16 protein-coding genes and 1 tRNA gene are annotated in these 19,854 nt (G+C 73.0%); 15 read left to right on the plus strand and 2 right to left on the minus strand.

The annotated features are described in order from the left end of the window. Positions 1–221 precede the first annotated feature (221 nt). Positions 222–3,074 (plus strand): penicillin acylase family protein, encoded by a 2,853-nt coding sequence (locus I5Q34_RS13865; RefSeq protein WP_199892474.1) that lies wholly within the window; start codon positions 222–224, stop codon positions 3,072–3,074. 235 nt (positions 3,075–3,309) lie between these two features. Here I5Q34_RS13865 and I5Q34_RS13870 read toward each other — a convergent pair whose 3' ends face one another. Beyond that, complete coding sequence (locus tag I5Q34_RS13870; RefSeq protein WP_199892475.1) at positions 3,310–3,894, minus strand: 5-formyltetrahydrofolate cyclo-ligase; 585 nt, start codon at positions 3,892–3,894, stop codon at positions 3,310–3,312. Positions 3,895–3,975: 81 nt separating this feature from the next. Between I5Q34_RS13870 and galU the strand changes: the two genes are divergently transcribed. The 12 genes from galU to I5Q34_RS13930 all read left to right on the plus strand — a co-directional run bounded on the left by galU (position 3,976) and on the right by I5Q34_RS13930 (position 15,286). After that, the gene (gene galU, locus I5Q34_RS13875) at positions 3,976–4,878 is read left to right on the plus strand and encodes a UTP--glucose-1-phosphate uridylyltransferase GalU (protein WP_199892476.1); all 903 of its coding nucleotides are present in this window, start codon (positions 3,976–3,978) and stop codon (positions 4,876–4,878) included. 4 nt (positions 4,879–4,882) lie between these two features. Next, a complete protein-coding gene (glp, locus tag I5Q34_RS13880; protein WP_234428756.1) occupies positions 4,883–6,190 on the plus strand; it encodes a gephyrin-like molybdotransferase Glp in 1,308 nt (435 codons plus the stop codon). 93 nt (positions 6,191–6,283) lie between these two features. Beyond that, positions 6,284–6,775, plus strand: a complete 492-nt coding sequence (moaC, locus tag I5Q34_RS13885) for a cyclic pyranopterin monophosphate synthase MoaC (protein WP_199892478.1) — start codon at positions 6,284–6,286, stop codon at positions 6,773–6,775. Next, the gene (locus tag I5Q34_RS13890; protein WP_277965486.1) at positions 6,760–7,266 is read left to right on the plus strand and encodes a molybdenum cofactor biosynthesis protein B; all 507 of its coding nucleotides are present in this window, start codon (positions 6,760–6,762) and stop codon (positions 7,264–7,266) included. Before moaC ends, I5Q34_RS13890 begins: the two co-directional genes overlap by 16 nt. Beyond that, positions 7,263–7,898, plus strand: coding sequence for a GNAT family N-acetyltransferase (locus I5Q34_RS13895; protein WP_199892480.1), 636 nt, complete (start codon positions 7,263–7,265; stop codon positions 7,896–7,898). Before I5Q34_RS13890 ends, I5Q34_RS13895 begins: the two co-directional genes overlap by 4 nt. 151 nt (positions 7,899–8,049) lie before the next feature. Then, positions 8,050–9,126, plus strand: a complete 1,077-nt coding sequence (glpR, locus tag I5Q34_RS13900) for a gephyrin-like molybdotransferase receptor GlpR (protein WP_199892481.1) — start codon at positions 8,050–8,052, stop codon at positions 9,124–9,126. A gap of 95 nt (positions 9,127–9,221) precedes the next feature. After that, positions 9,222–9,295 (plus strand) — tRNA-Ala (locus I5Q34_RS13905). 554 nt (positions 9,296–9,849) lie between these two features. After that, positions 9,850–10,896 carry an LLM class flavin-dependent oxidoreductase gene (locus I5Q34_RS13910; protein WP_199892482.1) on the plus strand — a complete coding sequence of 349 codons (1,047 nt, stop codon included), beginning with the start codon at positions 9,850–9,852 and terminating at the stop codon, positions 10,894–10,896. 265 nt (positions 10,897–11,161) lie between these two features. Next, complete coding sequence (locus I5Q34_RS13915; RefSeq protein ID WP_199892483.1) at positions 11,162–12,085, plus strand: AraC family transcriptional regulator; 924 nt, start codon at positions 11,162–11,164, stop codon at positions 12,083–12,085. Between the two features lie 106 nt (positions 12,086–12,191). Further along, positions 12,192–12,641 carry a hypothetical protein gene (locus tag I5Q34_RS13920; RefSeq protein WP_199892484.1) on the plus strand — a complete coding sequence of 150 codons (450 nt, stop codon included), beginning with the start codon at positions 12,192–12,194 and terminating at the stop codon, positions 12,639–12,641. Between the two features lie 207 nt (positions 12,642–12,848). Next, positions 12,849–13,706 carry a putative RNA methyltransferase gene (locus I5Q34_RS13925; RefSeq protein ID WP_199892485.1) on the plus strand — a complete coding sequence of 286 codons (858 nt, stop codon included), beginning with the start codon at positions 12,849–12,851 and terminating at the stop codon, positions 13,704–13,706. A gap of 143 nt (positions 13,707–13,849) precedes the next feature. Then, positions 13,850–15,286, plus strand: a complete 1,437-nt coding sequence (locus I5Q34_RS13930) for a hypothetical protein (protein ID WP_199892486.1) — start codon at positions 13,850–13,852, stop codon at positions 15,284–15,286. Between the two features lie 386 nt (positions 15,287–15,672). Here the strand turns inward: I5Q34_RS13930 and I5Q34_RS13935 are convergent, their stop codons facing one another. After that, on the minus strand, positions 15,673–17,862 hold the full coding sequence (locus tag I5Q34_RS13935; RefSeq protein ID WP_199892487.1) for an alpha-N-acetylglucosaminidase: 2,190 nt from the start codon (positions 17,860–17,862) through the stop codon (positions 15,673–15,675). Positions 17,863–18,070: 208 nt separating this feature from the next. Between I5Q34_RS13935 and I5Q34_RS13940 the strand changes: the two genes are divergently transcribed. Further along, positions 18,071–18,520, plus strand: a complete 450-nt coding sequence (locus tag I5Q34_RS13940; RefSeq protein ID WP_199892488.1) for a hypothetical protein — start codon at positions 18,071–18,073, stop codon at positions 18,518–18,520. 33 nt (positions 18,521–18,553) lie between these two features. Then, the gene (locus tag I5Q34_RS13945) at positions 18,554–19,804 is read left to right on the plus strand and encodes a HAMP domain-containing sensor histidine kinase (RefSeq protein ID WP_199892489.1); all 1,251 of its coding nucleotides are present in this window, start codon (positions 18,554–18,556) and stop codon (positions 19,802–19,804) included. Positions 19,805–19,854 lie beyond the last annotated feature (50 nt).

A 19,854-nucleotide genomic window follows, 5' to 3' on the forward strand; every position in this document is an offset into this window, starting at 1 on the left:
TCCCATCACTAGAACCCCGGCCGTCGCATGACGGAACGTTCCTGTGGACGACCGGAATTTCGTTTCCTCTCCTAATATTTTACGGGTTCTTAACGCCCTTCGGTGGTTCGGCCGACGGGCGCCCGAAGCGGCGGTGACGACTCCGCGTCCGGCCGCCGGGCGCCCTGCGCCTATGGTTGCTTCCAGCACTCCAGGACCACCCGGCCCCGCGAAGGACAGCGATGCCCTCCAACAACACCGGCCCTTCCGGCAAGAAAAAGAAGGGACGCCGCACCCGCCTGCTCGGGATCAGCCTCGTGCTGCTGCTCGTCGGAGGCACGGGATACGGGGCGTACTGGGGCGTCGACACCGTCCGCGCCTCCTTCCCGGAGACCACCGGCACGATCCAGCTCCAGGGCCTCAAGGGCCAGGTGAAGGTTGAGCGGGACGGGAACGGGATCCCCCAGGTCTACGCGGACAACGCCGAGGACCTCGTCCGCGCGCAGGGCTTCGTCCAGGCGCAGGACCGGTTCTGGGAGATGGACGTCCGCCGGCACCTGACGGCGGGCCGCCTCTCGGAGATGTTCGGCTCCGGACAGGTGGAGACCGACGCATTCGTCCGCACCATGGGCTGGCGGAAGGTGGCGCAGGAGGAGTACGACACCAAGCTCTCGGAGACCACCAAGAAGTACCTCCAGGCGTACTCCGACGGCGTCAACGCCTACCTCAAGGACCACCAGGGCAAGTCGCTGTCCGTGGAGTACGCGGCCCTGGAGTTCGAGAACGACTACAAGCCCGAGAAGTGGACCCCGGTCGACTCGGTCGCCTGGCTCAAGGCGATGGCCTGGGACCTGCGCGCCAACCTGCGGGACGAGATCGACCGTTCGCTCGCCGCGACGCGGCTGTCCCCGAAGCAGATCGAGCAGCTCTACCCGGCCTACCCGTACGACCGGAACAAGCCGATCGTCGAGGGCGGCGGCTACAACGCCCTTGCCAAGGAGTTCGACCCCAAGGGCACGTCGTCGGGGTCCTCCTCGCCCTCCGGGACGCAGCAGGGTTCCGTCAACGGGACGACGGGCAACAGCGGGACGAACACCGGTGGCACCCCCAATGGCACCTCCGGCGGCATCAACAAGGGCACCCCCGGCGGCGCTTCCGCCACCGGCGGGCTGCGCACCGGCCTGTCCGCCCTGTCGAAGACGCTCGGCCAGATGCCGGCGCTGCTCGGCCCCAACGGCAACGGCATCGGTTCCAACTCCTGGGTCGTCTCCGGCAAGTACACGACCACCGGCAAGCCGCTGCTCGCCAACGACCCGCACCTCGCGCCGCAGATGCCCTCGCTCTGGTACCAGATGGGCCTGCACTGCACCAAGGTGAGTGAGCAGTGCCCGTTCGACGTGGCCGGCTACACCTTCGCGGGCATGCCGGGCGTCGTCATCGGCCACAACCAGGACATCGCCTGGGGCATGACCAACCTCGGCGCCGACGTCGCGGACCTCTACCTGGAGAAGGTCGGCGCCGACGGCACGTACCAGTACGGCGGGCAGCAGAAGCCGCTGACCACCCGCAAGGAGACCATCAAGGTCGCGGGCGGCAAGGACCGCGAGTTCACCATCCGCGAGACCGACAACGGCCCGATCGTCTCCGACCGCAGCGACGAGCTGACCGAGGTCGGCCAGGACGCCCCGGTCAAGGGCTCGGCGCCGGACCGCGCCGACGGCTACGCCGTCTCGCTGCGCTGGACGGCCCTCGATCCCGGCAGGACGATGGACGCGGTCTTCGCCGTGAACCGGGCCTCGGACTTCACCGAGTTCCGCAAGGCGGCCGCCGACTTCGCGGTCCCCTCGCAGAACCTGATCTACGCGGACACCAAGGGCAACATCGGCTACCAGGCGCCCGGCCGGATCCCGGTGCGCGGCAAGAAGCACGACGGCCGGCTGCCCGCCCCCGGCTGGGACCCCGCCTACAGCTGGAAGGACTTCGTCCCGCAGTCCGCGCTGCCCTGGGATCTCAACCCCAAGCGCGGCTACATCGTGACCGCCAACCAGGCCGTCGCCGACAAGAAGTACCCGGTCCCGCTCACCTCGGACTGGGGCTACGGCGCCCGCAGCCAGCGCATAAACGAGCTCATCCGGTCGAAGATCAAGGACGGCGGGAAGATCTCGACCGAGGACATGCAGAAGATGCAGATGGACAACAGCAGCGAGATCGCCAAGCTGCTGACGCCATACCTGCTCAAGGTCAAGCTCAAGGGCCCCAACGAGCGCGAGACCAAGTACCTGCGCGAGGCGCAGGAACTGCTGAAGGACTGGGACCACCACCAGGACGCCGACTCGGCCGCCGCCGCGTACTTCAACGCCGTCTGGCGCAACACGCTCAAGCTCGCCTTCGGCAACAAGCTCCCCAAGGAACTGCGGGTCAAGGGCCAGTGCCTGTGGGTGCGACCGGCCAACGACGCGGGGCCCAAGGAGGACCTCGACGGCAAGGCCCGCCGGGTCATGGAGTGCGGCGAGCGCGAGCCGGACGACGCGCAGCCGGACGGCGGCGACCGCTGGTTCGAGGTCGTCCGCACCATCATCGACAAGCCGGACGACGCGTGGTGGAAGACCAACGGCACCCGCGCCAACCCGGGCTCCAAGAACCGTGACGAGCTGCTGGCCCGCGCCATGAAGGACGCGCGCTGGGAGCTGACCTCCAAGCTCGGCAAGGACGTCTCGTCCTGGAGCTGGGGCCGCCTGCACCAGCTGAACCTGAAGAACCAGACGCTGGGCAAGGAAGGCCCGTCCATCGTGAAGTGGCTGCTCAACCGCGGCCCGTGGAACCTGGCGGGCGGCGAGGCCGCGGTCAACGCGGCGGGCTGGAACGCGGCCGGGGGCTACGACGTGCTCTGGGTGCCGTCCATGCGGATGGTCGTCAACCTCGACGACTTCGACAAGTCGCGCTGGATCAACCTCACGGGGGCGTCCGGGCACGCGTACAACGCGCACTACTACGACCAGACGGACATGTGGGCGCGGGGGGAGCTGCTGCCGTGGGCGTATTCGGCGGGGGCGGTGAAGAGGGCGACGGAGGACACATTGACGCTCAAGCCGTAGGGCTTGAGCGGGGGGATTGTGCCCCGGACCCTCCCCCAGAGGGGGCACCCCCACTTTCACCGTTTCTCGCCGCGCTCCGCGCGGGTGTCCTCAAACGCCGGACGGGCTGGATTTCGCGCACAGGCGCGGAACTCAGCCCGTCCGGCGTTTGAGGACTTCGCCCGAAGGGCGAATGGGGCCCGGGGTCTCCCCGGAAGAAACGGTGAAAGGGAGGGCCTGGGGCACTCCAACCGCGTCAGCGGAACCTGCGCACACCCCCCGGCGTCACCACCGCATCCACCGGCTGATCATGCGCCTCCGCCGGCACACGCTCGACGACCTCCTCGTCGTACAGGAGAACCACCCGCACCGCCCCCGGCCGCGGGAGCCGCGCCAGTACCCGGTCGTAGGACCCGCCCCCGCGGCCCAGCCGCAGACCCCGCCCGTCGACGGCGAGTCCGGGCAGCAGCACGACGTCCGCCTCCGTCACGGCGGAAGGCCCGAGCCGCTCACCGTCCGGCTCCAGCAGGCCCCGCCCCGCCTTCTCCAAGCGCTCCGGGCCCCGGTAGACGCCCCAGTCCAGGTCGTTGTCCGGCAGCAGCACCGGCAGCAGGACTCGCACCCCCCGTCCGCGCAGCGCCTCCAGCAGCGCTCGGGTGCCGGGCTCGCGGCCCACCGATACGTAGGCGGCCACGGTTCCGGCGTCCGCGAGCTCCGGGAGATCGAGCGCGCGCCTCCCCAGTGCTTCCTGCGCCTCCCGGACGGCTTCGGCGCTCAGCGCCGCGCGTCGGTCGAGCAGTGTTCGCCGCAAGTCGGCCTTGTCGACATCGGACTTGACCATTGTTCGTACAAACTCCTTTTCTCGGTCCATACTCGGTGGAGCCGCATCTTCCACCCATTCGCAACGGATAGTGTTCGCCCCATGACTCACGCGCGACGTCGGATCAGCAAGGCTGTCATTCCTGCCGCCGGTCTCGGTACCCGTTTCCTGCCGGCCACCAAGGCCACGCCCAAGGAAATGCTGCCGGTCGTCGACAAGCCGGCGATCCAGTACGTGGTGGAGGAAGCGGTCCAGGCCGGCCTGACCGACGTCCTCATGATCACCGGTCGCAACAAGCGCCCGCTGGAAGATCACTTCGACCGGAACTACGAGCTGGAGGAGGCCCTGCGGCGCAAGGGCGACGCCTCCCGTCTGGCCCGCGTGCAGGAGTCCAGCAACCTCGGCACCATGCACTACGTGCGCCAGGGCGACCCCAAGGGCCTGGGCCACGCGGTGCTGTGCGCCGCGCCGCACGTGGGCGACGAGCCGTTCGCCGTGCTGCTGGGCGACGACCTGATCGACGCCCGGGATCCGCTGCTCTCGCGGATGGTGGACATCCAGCGCCGGCGCGGCGGCAGCGTGATCGCCCTGCTGGAGGTGGACCCGTCGCAGATCCACCTCTACGGCTGTGCCGCGGTCAAGCCCACCGACGCCCAGGACGTCGTCGAGGTCACCGGCCTGGTGGAGAAGCCGGATCCGGCCGAGGCGCCGAGCAACTACGCGGTGATCGGCCGCTATGTGCTCGATCCGGCCATCTTCGACGTGCTGCGCGAGACCCCGCCCGGCCGCGGCGGCGAGATCCAGCTCACCGACGCGCTCCAGGCCCTCGCCGCCGAGCCGGGACTCGGCGGGCCGGTGCACGGTGTGGTGTTCAAGGGGCGCCGTTATGACACCGGTGACCGTGGTGACTACCTGCGTGCCATTGTCAGACTGGCATGCGAACGTGAGGATCTGGGGCCGGACTTCCGGGCCTGGCTCCGCCGGTACGTCACCGAGGAGATGTAGCGCCTTGACCGATACAGCCCCGGCTCCCGCCACGGACCGGCTCTGGTCCGTGGACGAGCACCTCGCCGACATCCTGGGCAGAATCCGCCCGTTGGAGCCCATCGAGCTCCAACTCCTGGACGCCCAGGGCTGCGTGCTCGTCGAGGACGTCACCGTCCCCGCGGCCCTGCCGCCGTTCGACAACAGCTCCATGGACGGCTACGCGGTCCGCACCGCCGATGTCGAGGGCGCGAGCGAGGAGTTCCCGGCGGTGCTCAGGGTCGTCGGCGATGTCGCGGCGGGCGGCGACGAACTGCCCGCCGTCGGCCCCGGCGAGGCCGCGCGGATCATGACCGGGGCGCCGCTGCCGCCGGGCGCCGAGGCCGTCGTCCCCGTCGAGTGGACCGACGGCGGCCTCGGCGGCGGTCCGGCCACCACGATGTCCGCCCGCCGGCTGGGCCCCGACGGGGGGCTGGGCGAGGTCCGGGTCCACCGCCCCGCCGCCGCCCGCGCCCACGTCCGCGCCCGCGGCAGCGACGTCGCCGCCGGCGACCTCGCGCTCGCCGCGGGCACCGTCCTCGGCCCCGCCCAGCTCGGCCTCCTCGCCGCGATCGGCCGGGCCACCGTGACCGTCCGCCCGCGCCCCCGGATCGTCGTCCTGTCCACCGGCAGCGAGCTCGTCCCGCCCGGCGAGCCGCTGGCCCCCGGCCGCATCCACGACTCCAACAGCTACCTCCTCGCCGCCTGCGCCCGCTCCGCCGGCGCCATCGCCTACCGCGTCGGCGCGGTCGACGACGACGCCGAGACCCTGCGCGCCACCCTGGAGGACCAGCTCATCCGCGCCGACGCCGTCGTCACCAGCGGCGGCGTGAGCGTCGGCGCCTACGACGTCGTCAAGGAGGCCCTCTCCGGGCTGACCGGGGACGAGGGCAGCGTCTCCTTCCGCCGGCTGGCGATGCAGCCCGGCAAGCCCCAGGGCTTCGGCCGGCTCGGCCCCGACCGCGTCCCCCTCTTCGCGCTGCCCGGCAACCCCGTCAGCTCCTACGTCTCCTTCGAGCTCTTTGTCCGCCCCGCCGTCCGCGCCCTGATGGGCCTCGCGCCCTTCGACCGGACCGTGGTGCGCGCGGAGTGCGCCGACGGGATCACCGCCTCGCCGAAGGGCCGCCGGCAGTACCTGCGGGGGCGTTACGAGGACGGCCGGGTGAGCCCCGTCGGCGGCCCGGGCTCCCACCTGGTCGCCTCCCTCGCCCACGCCAACGCCCTGATCGTCGTCCCGGAGGACACCACCTCCGTCCCGGCCGGGGCGGAGCTCGACGTCGTCCTTCTCGACTGACGGCCTCGACTGACGGCCTTCTCGCCCGACCGCTCACCGCTCCGGGTACGGTGACTGCCCACCCCAACCGCATCGACCCGGACCGGGAGAACGATGAGCAGCGCCCAGCACCCACCCGCCCGGCTGACGCACCTCGACGACGCGGGAGCGGCGCGCATGGTCGACGTCTCGGCCAAGGACGTCACCGCCCGCACGGCCCGGGCGAGCGGACGGGTGCTCGTCTCGCCGCGCGTGGTGGAGCTGCTGCGCGGCGAGGGCCTGCCCAAGGGCGACGTCCTCGCCACCGCCCGGATCGCCGGGATCATGGGCGCCAAGCGCACTCCCGAGATCATTCCGCTCTGCCACCCGCTGCCCCTCTCCGGCGTCACCCTCGACCTGGCGCTGGCCGACGACGCGGTGGAGATCACCGCCACCGTGCGCACCACCGGCCGCACCGGTGTGGAGATGGAGGCCCTGACCGCCGTCTCCACGGCCGCGCTCACGGTGGTCGACATGGTCAAGGCGGTGGACAAGGCGGCCGTCATCACCGACGTCCGGGTCGAGGAGAAGACGGGCGGCAAGTCCGGCGACTGGCGGCGGCCGTGAGAGCCCTGGTGATCACCGCCTCGAACCGCGCCGCGGCCGGCGTCTACCCCGACCGCGGCGGCCCCCTGCTGGCCGACGGCCTGGCCGCGCTGGGCTTCGAGGTCGCGGACGTCCGCGTGGTGCCCGACGGCGACCCGGTGGAGGCCGCCCTGCGCCGCGCCGTCGCCGACGCGTACGACGTGGTGCTCACCACCGGCGGCACCGGCATCTCGCCCACCGACCGCACCCCCGAGGCCACCCGCGCCGTCCTGGACTACGAGGTCCCGGGCATCGCCGAGGCCATCCGGGCCGAGGGCCTGGCCAAGGTCCCCACGGCCGCCCTCTCCCGGGGCCTGGCCGGCGTGGCGGGCCGCACGCTGATCGTCAACCTGCCCGGCTCGACGGGCGGGGTGCGCGACGGCCTCGCCGTCCTGTCCCGCCTCCTGCCGCACGCGGTGGACCAGCTGCGCGGCGGTGACCACCCCGGACCGGACCCCCGGAACCCGCGATGAGCACCTGGCCGGTCGCCCTCGCCGACGGCGACGTGGTCCTGCGGCCGATCCGCATGCGCGACCAGCGCGCCTGGCGCGAGGTCAACCGGCGCAACCGCGACTGGCTGCGCCCCTGGGAGGCGACGGTCCCGCCGCCCCCGCCCGGCGCCCGGCCCGCCCACCGGCCCACCTACCGGCAGATGGTCCGCCACCTGCGCGCCGAGGCCCACGCCGGGCGCATGCTGCCCTTCGTCATCGAGTACCGGGACCAGCTGGCCGGCCAGCTCACCGTCGCCGGGATCACCTGGGGCTCGATGTGCTCGGCCCACGTCGGCTACTGGGTGGACGAGGCGGTGGCCGGCCGCGGCGTCATGCCGACCTCCCTCGCGCTCGCCGTCGACCACTGCTTCCGCGGCCTGGGCCTGCACCGCGTCGAGGTCTGCATCCGTCCCGAGAACGCGCCCAGCCGCCGGGTGGTGGAGAAGCTGGGCTTCCGGGAGGAGGGCCTGCGCCCGCGCTACCTGCACATCGACGGGGACTGGCGCGACCACCTGGTCTACGCGCTCACGGCCGACGAGGCGATGGACGGGCTGCTGTCCCGCTGGCACCGCTCGCGGGACGGCTCCCGGGGGGAGCATGGGTCGATGAAATAAAACAAATATTCGAACTTTCCCGTCGAATGGCCGCCTCCGGGCGACACCGAACCGAACAATCACAAAAAAAGTTCGAGCTATGAGCCGATTCGTGCGACACACCGCGCCAATTGGCGGAATCAGCTGAGCGAGCCCCTCTACCGTGTGCAGTGTGAGCAGCAGCGGCCTGATCTACGCAGTCATCGTCGGGGCCTGGGCCGCCTACTTGGTGCCGATGTGGCTCCGTAGGCAGGACGAGCTCAACGAAGCCCGTCCGACGGAACGCTTCAGCACCGCCATCCGGCTCCTGTCCGGACGGGCGGGCATGGAGCGCCGTTACGCCAAGGACCTCGAGGGGCGCGCCGTGTCCGGCTCCGCCGACGCGCCCGCCCCGGGCCCGGAGGCGGAGGCGGAACCCCCGGCGGCCCCCGAGCCGGACGCCGTGACCGACACGGTCACCGTCCGGCCCTCCGTCGCGCCCGCGCCCGACCGGGCGTCCCCTTCCTCCGCCTCCGCCTCCGCCTCCGCCTCCTCCGCCGCCGCCGAGCGCGCGCGCCGTTCGAAGGTGCTCGCCCGCCGGCGCCGCACCACTGTCGTGCTCTTCCTCGCCTTCACCCTGGGCGCGGTCGTCGCGGGCGTGGGCGGAGTGGCGTTCCTGTGGGTCCCGGGCATCCCGGCGCTGCTCCTCAGCGCGTACATCTGCTACCTGCGGATCCAGGAGCGGCGGCGGTTCGCGTTCGTCATGGACCAGCGGCGCGCCGAGCTGGCCGCGCAGCGGCTGCGTGAGGGCCGGCCCCGCCCTCAGCAGGCGGCGGACCCCACTACCGTCGCCGCCCCCTCCGACACCGTCCTGCAGGCGGCGCCCCCCGCCGCCGATAGCGCGAAGCCGTCGGCCCGCAGCGCGGGCCGCCGCGCCCTGGTCGAGCAGACCGACCACGCCGAGTGGGTGGACCAGCAGCGCGACCGGGGCACCGACGGCGAGGACGGCTGGGAGCCGGTGCCGGTCCCGCTGCCGACGTACGTCACCGCGCCCGTCGCCCCGCGCGCCGGGGGCTCGGCCGAGCTCGGTGCCCCGGACACCTGGAGCTCCGCCCGCTCCAGCACCGCCGAGCCGGCCCTCGACCGCAAGGCCGCGTCCGCCGAGGACCGCCGCAGCGCCCGGCCGCGCCGCCGCCCGCGCGAGCGCGGCCGCACCCCGCTCTTCGACCAGTACGCCGACGACGAGCGCCCGCGCGCGGCCAACGGCTGACATCCCGCGGCCCCCGCGCGCTGACCAGCGAGGGGGCGGCAGGAGGGCGATTTTCTCGTAGGCCGGACGGGGTGCTAGAGTTTCACTCGTTGCAAGGGCCTGTGGCGCAGTCCGGTAGCGCACCTCGTTCGCATCGAGGGGGTCAGGGGTTCGAATCCCCTCAGGTCCACACAACGGCCGTTCTTGAGTTCACTCAGGGCCGGTTGACGAGATCCCGGCGATCATGATGATCGTGCGGGGTCTTCGTCGTTTCCGGGGCCCGTTCGAGGTTGTTCGGGGTGATGGATGGGTGGCAGAGCCCTCTGAATCGCCGTCAGGCCTCTGAAACGCTGTCAGGCGAGAGCGGCGGCGCGACCGTGAAGAGCCGCTGATACTCCCCCGAGGTCGGCGGGTGCGGGGGAACGTCCGGGCATCCGATGTGTGGAAGCGGGCCGGGGCGGGAAAGCCACGTTCGTCGTCCATCCCCGGGCGCAGTCGGTACCCCGTCGGCCGGTTCGCCGGTGATGATCAGTCGGCTCAACGCCTCCTCACCGGTGGCCGGTTGTCGCGCCACCCGCGGGTCCTCCGCACGAAGCTCCCCCGTGTTCGCGCGGTACCTTCCCGGTCCTGGAACCGCTGCGGTGGGCCCACTGGCGCACGGGGGAGCTTGATCTTGGCCAGGGGCGACAGCGAACTGCGACCGGAGTGGTTCAGCCACCTCACTCGACGGCGAGGAGAGTCGCCATGCGGACCGGCATCGTCATGACAGCGGGGCCGGGTGTGGAGCACCTGGCCGCCCGCGCGGAGGAACTCGGCTTCGACAGTTTCTGGGTGTACGACACGCCGATGGTCCACGGCGATCCGTTCGTGAGTCTCGCACTCTGCGCCAAGTCCACCCACCGGATCAGGCTCGGCATCGGTGTCACCTCGCCGGCGCTGCGTTCCGCGCCCGCCGCGGCGGCGGCCGTCAGCAGCCTCAACGCCCTCGCCCCCGGCCGCATCGTCTGCGGGGTCGGCACGGGCAACACGGCGCGCCGTACGCTCGGCATGCGGCCTGTGAAGATGGCGGAGCTGGAGTCGTTCACGGCCGCCCTGCAGGATCTCACCGCGGGCCGCGAGTCGGACTACCGCGAGGGGACCCGGTCCAGCAGGGTGCGGTTCCTGCACGTCGGGCCGTACGTCAACACCGAGGCGCCCGTGGAGTTCGTCGTGGCCGCGTCCGGTCTGAAGGCTGCGGCGGTCGCCGGCCGGCTCGGCGCGGGAGTGATCTCCTTCGGGATGCACGACCCCGCGGCCTGGTCCGCCCTCGGCCGGGCCCGGCGGGCGGCGGCGCGGGACGCGGGCAGCGCCGGGAAGAGCCGTTCGTATCTCATGTCCTCCCTGCATGTCCTCGCCGACGGCGAGGACCGCTACGGCGATCCGGTCAAGGACTCGATGGGGCACATCGCACTGAGCGCACTGATCCTCGGCGCGGAGGACCCCGCCTTCCGCGCGGCCCTCCCTCCGGAAGAGGCCGCGGCTGTCGGCCGTCTGCTCCAGTTGCGCGGCACCACCTCCACCGATCCCAGGCTTCACCAGGCGCTCTACCGCAACTACCTGGGTCGGCTGTCCCCCGAGGACCGCGAGCTCATCGTGCCCTCCCTGGTAGACACATTCGGCCTGGTCGGTACCAGGGACGAGGTCACCGGGCGGATCGACGCGCTGGAGAAGTCGGGGGTCGACGAGCTGGTGATCCAGCCCGTTGTGGACCCGGAGACCGAAATGGCCGAGCTCGCACGGCTGCTGGTCTGACACCCCTCGGCGAAGGACGGCCGTCGGATCGTCCAGCGGGCCGTTTTGGCTGTCCGGCGTGGCGGCGGGCAGGCTGCCTGGGCGGGCCCGCTCCTCGAACCCGTTGGGGAACGATCTTTGAAGGACTTCGCAGCCCCACGTCACGGGATTTCTGCGTTCCGGAGAAGCGGGGCCGCCGGGGCGGGACCGGGCGTGGGTAGGATTCGTGGCCAGGGATCCGGTGTTCTGTGCTTCCGAGGGGAGCGATGTGGACAGCCAGGCATCTGTGAGCGGTCTCCGGAAGTCCGATTCGGGTGAACTCGCCTTCTGCGTCCCCGATCCCCGGCTGGCCGGCTTCGTGCTCGAGTACACGGGCCAGGACTGGACGCTCGCGCGGCCGTTGGTGCGGCGGGTCATGGCGTTGGAGACCGTGCTCTTCGTCATCGACTTCGAGCCGCACGCCCGCAGGGTGGGTGACGACTCCCGGGCGGCGGACCGGTGTTCGGTGGTGTCCCCGGTGACGGGGGTGAGGGAACGGCCGATGGCGATCGAGCAGGCCGGGCGGTTGTACGGGCTGACGGTGCGGCTGACCGCGCCGGGGGCCCGCGCGTTGTTCGGCCTCCCGCTGTGCGAGATCGCCAACACGTGCGTCGGCCTGGCCGACATCCTGGGGGCCCGCGCCGCCCGGCAGTTGGCCGAGCGGCTCGCCGAGGCCCCTGACTGGCCCGCGCGGTTCCGGCTGCTGGACGGCTATCTGATCGCCCGCATCTGCGGCGGGCCGGAACTGCCCGTGCCGGTCCGGCGGGCCTGGCAGCGGCTGACGGCCCTCTCGGGCGACGTGCGGATCGGTGCGCTCGCGGACGAAGTGGGGTGGTCCCGGCAGCACTTGAACGCCCGGTTCCGTCAGGAGATCGGTCTGTCCCCCAAGACCGTGGCCCGCATCGCGCGGCTGCAGAGGGCCATGTTCCTCATGCGGGACACCCGGCTGTCCTCGTGGGCGGACACCGCCGTGGCGTCCGGCTATGCGGACCAGCCGCACTTCAACCGTGACTTCCGGATGCTGACCGGCTGCACCCCGAGCAGTTTCCGGGCCCTCACGACCGAGTGGACCGGCTCGTGGGAGTCCGATCGCCCCAGGACGTCCGCGCATCCCAGCGAGTTGATCGGGGCGCCGTGGTGGGCGTGGGAGGAGCCGTCCGAGCGGCCGTGAACGTGGCGATCCGCTCCGGGGCGTGCGTGCGGGGCTACCCAAAAGATCCCCCGGCTCTCTACCGTGGACGGGCGAGACGACCGATGCGGTACGGCAAGGGGGTCCTGTGGAGGCCGAGTTGACGGCGCTGGCGGCGTCGGGCGCGACGACGCTGGTGGGTTTGATGGTGACGGACGCCTGGTCGCAGGCCCGTGGGCGGGTGGCGCGGTTCTTCGCCCGCGGCGGGGAGGACGAGGCCGCGGTGGACGACGAGCTGCGGCGCGACGGCGAGGAACTGGCCGCCCGGGAGGACGGTCCTGCGGCGGCCGAGGTCGAACGGCGCTGGCGGGACCGGTTGCGGCAGGCGCTCCGGGACGATCCGGGAGCCGCGGGGGAGCTGCGGGGGCTGCTCGCCGAGCTGGAGCCGGCGGGCCGTGCCGAGGGTGGGGTTCACGTGCACAACAACGTGATCGGGGGGACGCAGTACGGGCCGGTCGTCCAGGGGCAGAACTTCTCCGGGCTGACGTTCGACATGAGGGGTGCGGTGCCGCCGCGCCGCGAGCCGGGGCGGGACTGAGGCCCGGCCACGTCCTTTCGCCGCTTTCCAGGGGCCGGATCCTGTCCGCCCGTCGGGCGGGAGCCGGGCCCCTCCGTGCGTAGCCCATCGGCCGCCCCGCCGCCCCGTGTTAGCCTCGTGACCACCACATTCACCGGCTGTCCTCACGTCTCTCACCGCTGAAGCCGGGACCCGGTCCCGAGATCGTTCGCGCGGAGGACTCCACTCATGACAGCCACCCCCGACGTCCCCGGGACGCGGCACCGGCTTCTCGACGTGCTGGCCTGCCCCCACTGCGGTGAGCCGCTCACCCTCGCGGACCGTGCGCTCCGCTGCCCCGCCCGGCACGCGTTCGACATCGCCCGCCAGGGGTACGTCGGCCTGCTCACCGGCAACATGAAGGCCGGGACGGCCGACTCCGCCGACATGGTGCGCGCCCGCGGCGCGTTCCTGGGCGCCGGGCACTACGACCCGCTCGCCCGGGCGCTGGCCCGCGTCGTCGAACCGCTCGGCGCCGGGACCGTGCTGGACGCCGGCGCCGGCACCGGGCACTACCTCGCCGCCGTCCTCGACGCGCTGCCCGACGCCGTCGGGCTGGGACTGGACGTGTCCAAGTACGCGCTGCGCCAGGCGGCCCGGTGCCACCCGAGGGCCTGGGCCGCCACCTGGGACGTGTGGCGCCGGCTGCCGGTGCGCACCGGCTCCGTGGACGTCGTGCTCAACGTCTTCGCGCCGCGCAACGGCGAGGAGTTCCACCGGGTCCTGCGCCCCGGCGGCGCGCTCGTCGTCGTCACGCCGAACCCGGCCCACCTCGCCGAACTCCGCGGCCCGCTGGGGCTGCTGGGCGTGGACTCCGCCAAGGAGGACCGGCTGGAGCGCACGCTGGGCGGGCGCTTCCGGGCCGAGGGGCGGGACGTGCACGAGCACACCGTCGTCCTCGGCGCCGAGGACGTGGAGCACCTCGTGCTCATGGGGCCGAGCGCGCGGCACATCACGCCGGAGGAACTCCGGGAGCGCGTCGGGGCGCTGGACCTGCCGGTCCGGACCACGGTCTCCTGCGTCATCTCCGTCCACCGGGCCCTGTGACGCAGATCATTCTCCCCGCGCCGTCGGATCGATCTCCGGGTCGTGGCGTGCATGACAGGATCATGCGGTTCCTTACCTGCAAGTAACCCTGCAGGTGACCGCAGTCCGTCCCGCTGCGTGCGGCACGCCCCCGAGGATTCACCTTGCGCAAGCCTTACAAGAGAGTGCTCTTGCCTGCCCTGACCGCCATGTCCCTGGCGGTCACCGGGTGTTCGGCGTCCGGCTCGTCCCCCGCGAAGGCCGAGGAGCCGGCCTCCTCGCCGTCCTCCGCCGCCTCCGAGGCGCCCCAGGAGATGGCCGTCGCCGCCGCGCCGATGGGCGTCGCCGCGGCCCCCGCGGACGGGAGCGCCGCGCCGAGCGCGGTGGCCCGTCCGTCCTCCGCCGCTCCGCGTCGGCAGCAGCCGCACAAGTCGGCGCTGCGGGTCGCCTCGTACGACCGGAAGAGCGGAACTGCCGTGCTCACGGCGGCGCGTACGAAGAAGCCCGGTGCCGCGTCCTCGTCCCCGGGGGCCGCGCCTGCCAAGTCCGTTGCCGTGGGCGACGTCTTCGCCAGTGCGCCCGCGCCCGGCGCCCCGAACGGCGTCCTCGCCAAGGTCACCAAGGTCGAGGGCACGACCGCCAAGGGCACCAGGGTCCGTACCGAGCCGGCCACGCTCCCCGCGCTGCTCGGCGACGCGAGGGCGGGCGGCAAGGTCGCCGTCGACCCGTCGGCGGTCAAGGTCCGGCCGCTGGTTCCCGGGGTGAAGGTGTCCTGGGCGAAGCGGGGCAACCTGAACTTCGGGCCGAAGGGCGCGAAGCTGCCGCTGGGCAGCCTGCGGGTGGACGTCGGCACGTCGATCGCCACGGCGAAGGGCGCCCCGGCGTCCGCGAAGGCGTCCGTGAACGGCTTCGTGCAGCTCGCGCCGGAGGTCGACTTCGCGTACGACGGGCGCGGCACGGACGGGCGGGCGCCCGGCACGGCGTCGCTGGCGCTGGCCGGCGACTGGAAGGCGGCCTGGGAACTGAAGGGGCGGGCCGCCGCGTCGACGGAGAACGGCAAGCCGCTGCGGCTGCCGTTCGCGAAGCTGCACGCGACGCCGGTCATCCAGGTCGGCCCTGTGCCGGTCGTCGTCAATGCCGACTTGACGTGTTATCTGCAGGTGGACGGCGACGGGAAGATCACCGTCGATGTGAAGCAGGACGTCAAGGGCGACTTCAAGGTCGGCGGCTCCTACAGCCGGGCGAAGGGCTGGGCGCCGGTGAGCCGGGCGGCCCTGAAGGGTTCGCCGGTGAAGGCGTCCGCGTCGGCGGGCGGCAAGGTGAAGGCCGCGCTGGGGGCGGAGGCGGCTGTCGGTCTGTACGGGACCGTGGGTGTTGTCGGGGATCTGTCGCCGTATCTGCGGGCGGAGGGGGTCGTTCGCGGGGATGTTTCCAGTGACGGGAAGAAGTCGGTGAAGGGGAAGTGGGCGGCGTTCGGGGGTGTTGATTTGAACGGTGCGTTGCAGCTTCAGCTGAAGATTTTCGGTACGCCGGTGTTCGAGCGGCGGGTTGCGTTGCCGGGGTTGCATCGGGAGTGGAAGCTCGCGGGGTCGCGGGCGTAGGGGGTTTGCCCCCGGCCCGCCCTTTCACCGTTTCTTCCGGGGCTCTGCCCCTCGGCCCGGCACCGTGCTTCGCGCGGTGGGGGCGGGGGCTGCGCCCCCTGCACCCCGGGCCCGTGCTCCGCGCGGGCGAGCGGGGCTCCGCCCCTGCACCCCGCCGGGGGCTCCGCCCCCTGGACCCCGCTTCGGGGCTCCGCCCCGGGCCCCGCAACGCGGCTGCGCCGCGTTCGTCCTCAAACGCCGGACGGGCTGAATTCGCGGCTCCGCCGCTCGTCCTCAAGCTCCCCGGAGGGGGCAACCCCCAGACAGGCTGGATTTCGCGCCCAGGCGCACGAACCAGCCCGTCCGGCGTTTCCGCTCAGCGCGCTCAGCGCACTGTGCGGAAACGCCTACAGCCGCGCGGCCACCCGCCGCGCCACCTCCAGTACATCCCCCACCGGTTTCGCCGGGAACGTCGGACGCCGTCGCGTCCAGCCGTCCTCCAGCGCGAACCAGTCGATCGGCTTCGGCTTCCGGCCCGCGTCCAGTGCCGCCTCCAGTTCCGCGAAGTACGTTCTCCAGCGCAGCCGGTACAGGCCGCCGACCAGGCCCGCCCACTCCCGGTTCGCGTAGTCGTGCAGCTTGCCGCCGTCCGCCGACGGGCGTGGGCCCCAGACCGTCAGGAGCGAGACCGCGTCGTGCTCCAGGCGGTCGCGTTCCGTCGCCGACGAGCCCCAGCTCCGGGCCTCCGCCACCCACCGGCCGAGGAGGTGGCGTTCGTCCGTGGCGACGAGTTCCTCCAGGAGGGTCATCAAGTCGAGCCAGGTGTGGGTGAGTTCGCGGAATCGAGGCAAGTTCTCCGCCTCGTACGCCTTCTTGATGCGCGGCAGCATGGCCCGGCTCCGGTTCGCCAGGCACTGCCGCGCCACGTCCAGCAGGTCGTACCGGTACGCCGGGCTGTGCCGCAGCGACGGCGCGACCGCCAGCAGCGCGGGCAGCGCCTTCTCGAACTCGGCCGCGTCGTAGCGGAGTTTGCGCGGCGACCACGCGCCGCCCCGGTTGACCGCGAGGTCGGGGCGCGCCCCGAACAGACCGTCCGCCGCCTCGCTCCACCCGTCGGCCCGCGTCGTCCCGTACGCCGTCCGCCGCAGCACGTCCCACGCCCGCGCCGCCGACCGGTCGGTGCCCCCGTACCGCTGGACGGGCCAGCGCGCGAACCAGTTCTCCAGGTCGACGGGGCCGTCCGTCCAGGCGAGGTCGGAGAACAGGGCCAGTCCCGCCGGGTTGTTGTCCGCGGACTCCGGCATCAGCGCGATGCCGCTGAGCGCGCTGCCCTGCTTGGTCCGCCAGCGGTGGTAGAGGGAGGCCCAGTCGCGGGTGTTGGCGCCGAGCGCCGTGTGCCCGCCGAAGTTCCAGATCGTGCCGAAGGCGTACGGCGTGCCGCCCCAGTCCTTCTCGCGGTCCGTGACGTGCGGGTAGTGGTCGGGGATGCCGTCCAGGACGAGCATCCGGGAGCGGTCGGCGGCGTCGAGGATCTCCCGCCGGGGGTTGTTCTGCCAGCCGAGGACGGCCCAGATCGCGCCGGGCCGCGCCGTGCGCAGCGCCTTCTCCACGGCGCGCGCGGCGTCGCCGACGGGGACGGGGCCGGGGGTGCCGCCCTCGTGCAGCAGGTCCATCTTGTACATGCCCGTCGCGCCGTGGAGCTCCTTCTGGACGCGGTAGAAGGTGCGGGCGACGCGGGCGAAGTGCGGCGTGCGCGGGTCGAGCCAGTCGGGTCTGCGGAAGCCGGCCCAGTCGCCCTGGGGGACGGTGCGGGCGCCGGGGTGGCGGTCGGCGAAGCCGGGCGGCACGGTGCCGTAGTAGCCGGGGAGCACCGGGGTCATGCCCAGCTCGCGCAGCCGGCGCACGATCCGCCGCCCGAGGGCGGCGCGGCGGTCGAGGAGGTTCCGCGAGACCGGGCCGCCGAAGGCGCTCATGTTCTGCATCAGCCACCAGGGCTGATGGGCCGGGCCCGGAACCCAGGCGCGCACTTCCGCGTCCGAGTAACCGTGTTCGATGAACGTTCGGTGGTAGACCGCGTCGGCGCCCGCGTAGACGAGCACTTCGTTGAAGCCGTGCAGGGCCAGGACGTCGATTTCGCGTTCCCAGTAGTCCCAGTCGCGGTAGGGGCCGGTGTAGCCGTCGTTGGTGTCGTTGAGCGCGAAGCGGTGGCGGACGTTGGCCGTCGCGGCGAGGGCGCGGCCGGCGGCCGGGAGGACGGCCGGCAGTCCGGTCTGCCCGCCGGCCCAGGAGAAGTGCGCGTGGCATCTCTCCCGCAGGTAGCGGTGGAAGCCGGTGAGCTGGACGGCCGGGGTGGTGCCCTCGACGAGGATCCGGCCCGCCGGGCCCGACACCCGGAAGGCGTCGGCGCCGCCCCGGCGGGGCACGGTCCGGAAGGTGACCTGGTGGTGGTGGCGGGGCAGCAGCCGGGCCAGTGCCGCGGCGGCGGCACCGCCCGTCGGCGTCCCGGCCGCCGCGGGGGCGGCCCCCACGGCCTCCACGGCCCCGAGGGCCGCGGAGCCGGCGAGGGCGCCGAGGATCGTGCGGCGGGCGATGTGCATGGGTGACCTCCGAAGCGGCGTCGGCTACGGGCACGGAGTCGGCTACGGGCACGGACCACTGGAGCGCCGAGATCCTATGAGCCGACGACTGACGAACGTCAAGACCGCAGGAGACGAATCCGCCCCACCGGTAACATTTGACGCGAATGGCCCTGTACAGGGCCTTCTGCCGTCGCCCGTTCGGACCGCTCCGCCCCCGAGGAACCCCGTGCCACGACCCACCGCCGCCGGCGTCCTCGTGGCCCTCCTCACGACCGTGCTCCTCGGCGGCTGCGCCGAGCCGGGCGGGATCGAGGTGAGCGGCCCGGCGCCGACGCCGATGGCGACCGGCGAACTGCCGGTGCGGATCAGCGAGGGCCCGGGCCGGCCGCTGCTGAGCCGGCCGGCGACCTTCGAGATCGGCGGGACGGTCCGGCTGAGCGGGCTGCGCTGGGCGTCCTGGGGCGGGCCGGTGGCGGAGGCGACCGGCGAGGTGTCGGGCACCTGGTGCGCGCCCGGCTGCCGCCGGGAGCCGGTCCGGGTCCGCGTCCGGCTCGCCGGGCTCCTGGGCCATGGCGACCGGGCGTACTACAGCCGGGCCTCGGTCACCGCCGACGGGCTTCCCGCCCGGCAGCGGTCCGAGTTGAGTGATCTGCGGCTCTTCGTGCCGAAGCGTTAGCCGTCAGCGACTGTCGTCGAGGAGCCTTGACCCATGGGACTGAGAACGAAGATCGGTGCGGCGATCACCGTCACCGCCGCGCTGGTCGCCGTCCTCATCGGGTTCGTGGTGCACCACCGCACGGCCGTCAACCAGCTCGCCACCGCCCGCGACACCATCACCGCCCGGCTCGCCGCCGCCGTCGAGGACCACGCCGCCGGCTTCGACCGCCCGCACACCCTCGTCAACCCCGACCGCATGCCGGAGCCGCTGCGCCGCGCCGCCGAGGAGCGGAAGACGGCCACCTATCTGGACCGCGACGGCCCCGAGCCCGTCATGTGGGCGGCCACCCGCCTCGGCGACGACATCATCGTCCTCCGCCGTCCCTACCACCGCGAGACCCGCAACATCCAGGACCTCGACGACGTCCTGTGGACGGCCGGCGGGCTGGGCACCGCCTTCTCCGGGATCGTCGGCGTCAGCCTCGCCGCCTTCGCCGGGCGCCGCATCGACGCCTCCGCCCGCACCGCCGAGCGCATCGCCGCCGGCGACCTGACGGCGCGGCTGCGCCCGCGCGGCGGCAAGGACGAGATCGCCCGGCTCACCGTCGCCGTCAACCGCATGGCCGACGCGCTCGCCGCCCGCCTCCAGGCCGAGCGCGAGGTGACCGCCAACATCGCCCACGAACTGCGCACCCCCGTCGCCGGGTTGGTCGCCGCGGCCGCCCTGCTGCCGCCGGGCCGCCCCGCCGAGATGGTCCAGGAGCGGGCGCGGCGGGTGCGCACCCTGATGGAGGACGTCCTGGAGGTGGCCCGGCTGGACGCGGACGCCGAGCGCGCCGACACCGAGGTGCGGGCGCTGGGCGACCTGACCCGCCGGGCGGTCGCCGCGGTGACCGCCGCGGCCGGGCCCGGCCGCGCCCCGGCCGAGGTCCGCGTCGTGGGCGACAGCCTCGTCGAGACCGACCCGCGCCGCGTCGAGCGGATACTGACCAACCTGGTGACCAACGCGTTCCGGCACGGCGCCGGGCCGGTCGTCGCCGAGGTGGACGACGGCGTGGTCCGCGTCCGCGACGGCGGCCCCGGCTTCCCGCGCCAGCTCCTGGTCCACGGCCCGCAGCGCTTCCGCACGGACTCCGGTTCCGGGCTGGGGCTCGGCCTGACCATCGCGGCGGGCCAGGCCCGGGTGCTGGGCGCCCGGCTGACCTTCGAGAACCCGGCGGACGGCGGCGCGCAGGCGGTCCTGGACCTGCGGGGGGCCGTCCGTGGGCCGGTACCCGGCCAGGCCGTGTCCGACGGCTCCTGAGGCCGCCGCCTCGTAGGCGCAGGTGCTCCCTGTAGGGCGGTCGGCAGCTC

This window comes from Streptomyces sp. AV19, from assembly GCF_015999245.1.
Lineage (GTDB): Bacteria > Actinomycetota > Actinomycetes > Streptomycetales > Streptomycetaceae > Streptomyces.

What these genes read in the sequence shown, in the direction of transcription:
- I5Q34_RS13865 (WP_199892474.1), top strand. Translation starts at nt 222, where the DNA reads ATGCCCTCCAACAACACCGGCCCTTCCGGCAAGAAAAAGAAGGGACGC.
- I5Q34_RS13870 (WP_199892475.1), bottom strand. Translation starts at nt 3,894, where the DNA reads ATGGTCAAGTCCGATGTCGACAAGGCCGACTTGCGGCGAACACTGCTC.
- galU (WP_199892476.1), top strand. Translation starts at nt 3,976, where the DNA reads ATGACTCACGCGCGACGTCGGATCAGCAAGGCTGTCATTCCTGCCGCC.
- moaC (WP_199892478.1), top strand. Translation starts at nt 6,284, where the DNA reads ATGAGCAGCGCCCAGCACCCACCCGCCCGGCTGACGCACCTCGACGAC.
- I5Q34_RS13895 (WP_199892480.1), top strand. Translation starts at nt 7,263, where the DNA reads ATGAGCACCTGGCCGGTCGCCCTCGCCGACGGCGACGTGGTCCTGCGG.
- I5Q34_RS13910 (WP_199892482.1), top strand. Translation starts at nt 9,850, where the DNA reads ATGCGGACCGGCATCGTCATGACAGCGGGGCCGGGTGTGGAGCACCTG.
- I5Q34_RS13925 (WP_199892485.1), top strand. Translation starts at nt 12,849, where the DNA reads ATGACAGCCACCCCCGACGTCCCCGGGACGCGGCACCGGCTTCTCGAC.
- I5Q34_RS13935 (WP_199892487.1), bottom strand. Translation starts at nt 17,862, where the DNA reads ATGCACATCGCCCGCCGCACGATCCTCGGCGCCCTCGCCGGCTCCGCG.
- I5Q34_RS13945 (WP_199892489.1), top strand. Translation starts at nt 18,554, where the DNA reads ATGGGACTGAGAACGAAGATCGGTGCGGCGATCACCGTCACCGCCGCG.